This is a genomic window from Roseburia sp. AM23-20, from assembly GCF_003470905.1.
Classification (GTDB): domain Bacteria; phylum Bacillota; class Clostridia; order Lachnospirales; family Lachnospiraceae; genus Roseburia; species Roseburia rectibacter.
The window spans coordinates 1-2,883 of the sequence record NZ_QRHS01000050.1; the positions used below are offsets into that span (position 1 = coordinate 1).

At 39.1% G+C, this 2,883-nt stretch carries 5 protein-coding genes; 1 reads left to right on the forward strand and 4 read right to left on the reverse strand.

Annotated elements, in window-relative coordinates; all coding sequences use genetic code 11:
- The coding region (locus DW650_RS19860; RefSeq protein WP_207662851.1) for a hypothetical protein at window positions 1-198 on the forward strand (198 nt) is incomplete at its 5' end.
- 10 nt (window positions 199-208) lie between these two features.
- Here the strand turns inward: DW650_RS19860 and DW650_RS19000 are convergent.
- The 4 genes from DW650_RS19000 to DW650_RS19015 form a co-directional block, all read right to left on the reverse strand.
- A complete protein-coding gene (locus DW650_RS19000) occupies window positions 209-415 on the reverse strand; it encodes a hypothetical protein (RefSeq protein WP_118210861.1) in 207 nt (68 codons plus the stop codon).
- 17 nt (window positions 416-432) lie between these two features.
- On the reverse strand, window positions 433-699 hold the full coding sequence (locus tag DW650_RS19005; RefSeq protein ID WP_118210862.1) for a hypothetical protein: 267 nt from the start codon (window positions 697-699) through the stop codon (window positions 433-435).
- Window positions 686-2,533, reverse strand: coding sequence for a phage minor capsid protein (locus tag DW650_RS19010; RefSeq protein ID WP_118210863.1), 1,848 nt, complete (start codon window positions 2,531-2,533; stop codon window positions 686-688). The genes DW650_RS19005 and DW650_RS19010 overlap by 14 nt, the downstream gene beginning before the upstream one ends.
- On the reverse strand, window positions 2,533-2,883 hold a 351-nt coding region (locus DW650_RS19015; protein ID WP_243103027.1), incomplete at its 5' end, for a minor capsid protein. The genes DW650_RS19010 and DW650_RS19015, both read right to left, overlap by 1 nt.

A 2,883-nucleotide genomic window follows, 5' to 3' on the forward strand; every position in this document is an offset into this window, starting at 1 on the left:
CGCCCTGATGGGCGGCATGTTTTTTTTAAAGGCAAGGTACAGATGATTACGTACTTACGTAAAAACGCAACAGTATCCTATCAAATTCAAATCCGCAATGATGGCAACGAAAACTATGTTCGCAGAATTGACAAGACATTATATATTGAACCGTATGGCACTACTATACTCTATATTGATGACCAACGAAGGCAATAAAGAGGAAGCACTATGCTCCCTCTCCTTGACCTTTAGCTTTCAATTTCTCTATTTTTCTTGCAAATTCTGTATCCAATTCTTTAAAAAGTTCTCTGTTTGAATCAAGACCATCTTTCCAGATCCCTTTCCGTTTTGCATCCTCTATAATTTTTTCTTCTTCATCAAGTTTTTTATTTAATAAATTCAAATACTCAGCCTGTGCCTGTCTTTTATTCATTCCGTTATATATAACCTCTAAATATCCAGTCCATAATCTCTGATTGCAGATATCATCATATATAATGACTCTGTATAACCACGAACTTTTTGCTTATCTTCTTCGGATGCATCTGATTTCATAAAATCGGATACCGCTTTTTCGGTTTCAAAATAGTCTTCTTTCGAATATTTTTTCTCTCTTATTTTTGCAATCAGTTTATCTGCTTCACTTGAATTTTCAGTAATAACATATTTTTTATTATACTCTTGAATTGTTTTTAAAAGTCCTTTAATGTCTCCCATTACTGCCACCTTTCAATCTTTCAACAAAGTTCATGACATCCTCGTAATCTTTATTTGAAGCACCTGCTCTTTTCAAATATTCATCAACCCTGTTCTTTAACCATTGATAGCGCTCTGGAAGCGGTACATTATATAATTCTTTTGCAAATTCCATATCTGTACCAAATAAAAAACTATCATTTAATGACTGCAGAACAATTGTTTTATCTTCATAAGCATACGAATTTGCAATATTTTTTTCTTTACAAATTTGCTGTTTCAACCATTCCACACTGGTTTCTTCTATATATTCATTTGCATCATATACCTCATGCCTATAATAACTACAAGAACACGAATGTAACATTTCATGCCATATGGTTCCATCGTCAACCGTATCAATAAGAGAAATATCACAGGACCATTCTTTTGCCCCCAATGTTCCACCAGACATCATTAAATTATCAACAATAATATTCCCACTCCATTTCGACGGTCTGTCAGAGTACTGCGTTATTTCATTCTTTATCTGCTGTGCAGTCTGTTCAAACTCTTCCCTTGTTCTTTTAGTATATCCCACATTCTTCGCTTTTTCCATCGGAACTTTGACAGAATTGCTATAAGCCGTTGCCCTGCCGTTTGCCACCGCAGACTGTTTTTCCTTAAATCCTGCCACCTTAATTCTATCAGCCTGCGTCTGCAATCCATTATCCGCACAGAATTGCTTATACTGTTGATTCTGTATCCGCAGTTTATAAGCAAGTTTATCATATTGTGGCTGCAACATATCTTTTACATCAGTCTCTGCTATGTCGCTTAACTCTGCCTGTTTTGCCAGCAATTCGCGCTTGGTCTGCCGAATAGCACGCTCCATTGATCTCTGCTGCTGTTGTTTCTCATACAATTCCTGGCTCTCGTGCACATTAATTTTAGGATTTCCATCTGCATCAACATAAGGATTTCGCAGAGACTTATCCCACGGCTTATGGGAATGCCTGCAATTATATCCATGCAGTCCAAGAGGATCTACAACTCTTCCCTGTCCTGTCTTTGGATCTATGGTGTATCCGGTTGCATCTAACAGATTTGGTGTGTCTTTATCACTCCCGACGATTTTATATACTTTTCCCTGCCAATGATCGTGTGATGGTATTCCATCCGGGAACTTTTTGCTATGCCGCGCTCCCATATGTGCCGATACAAGAACATACTCTATTCCTTTTTGCACTATGTATTGATTAGTTACCTGAGCAGCCGTCTGATTCATAGAAGTAACGACACAACAACGCACTGCCGCTTCTAAAGAACGCCTGGCACCCGTCGGATAATCAATCACAACGCCGCTCTGTGCATATCTGTCAAGCACTTCACATATTGCACTGTTATACGACTGCATACCAGATGCCACACGGTAATCTACCTCATTCAGCATATTGAGTAGATCTCTCTGTGTCTGTAACATAGTTGTCCGCGTAAGGTTATTTAATTCTCCGAATGTTTTCATCATTTCGGCATTCATTGCCATGATGGCTGCATTATTTTGCAAAGGTGTTTGAATATCTCCAAGCCGTTTTAAAACCTCTGCATCATCAGAGAATGATGTCATAACACTATCACGCAGCAAACGCCGCACTTCGTCCCTGCTCTTTCCTGTCATTTGTGAAATTCTTTTTACAATTTCAGTATGATGCAATCCCATCTGCTGGAGTTTCCAAAGTTCCCGATCAGTAGTGCCAGACATTTCCCCGGATTTTATCAAACGCATTGCTATATCACTGATAATCCAATCTTCCAGTTCCTGATACATTTCTATCAGTTTATCTGATTTTCCGTAAAAATAATCCGGCGTTAACATTATCCTCTTCCTACCTCTCTTTTAACCAAATCAACCCATTCCTGACCATGCGTTTCCTTCGCTCTCTCAAACCAATGATCCGTAGCTTCCGGATGCCCGTTCGCATCGTAGTGCAATGGTCTGCCAGTCGGATATTTCTTTTCTCCGCTGTGCGCCCATGATCTTCCATCCTCTGTCAGATACAATTCTCCCATATACTGATAATGCGCATATGGCACATTCGTCTCAATCAATCCGGGTTCAATAATATTCGTCGCTCCTACCATAGATCCCTGTTGAAACGGCATATATGGAATCATGTCATTCAAGACCTGCATATCTAATTTATCCTGTGCGCGTCTAAGATTTCC

Coding starts and splice junctions, on each gene's coding strand:
- DW650_RS19000 (WP_118210861.1), bottom strand. CDS start 415: ATGAATAAAAGACAGGCACAGGCTGAGTATTTGAATTTATTAAATAAA.
- DW650_RS19005 (WP_118210862.1), bottom strand. CDS start 699: ATGGGAGACATTAAAGGACTTTTAAAAACAATTCAAGAGTATAATAAA.
- DW650_RS19010 (WP_118210863.1), bottom strand. CDS start 2,533: ATGTTAACGCCGGATTATTTTTACGGAAAATCAGATAAACTGATAGAA.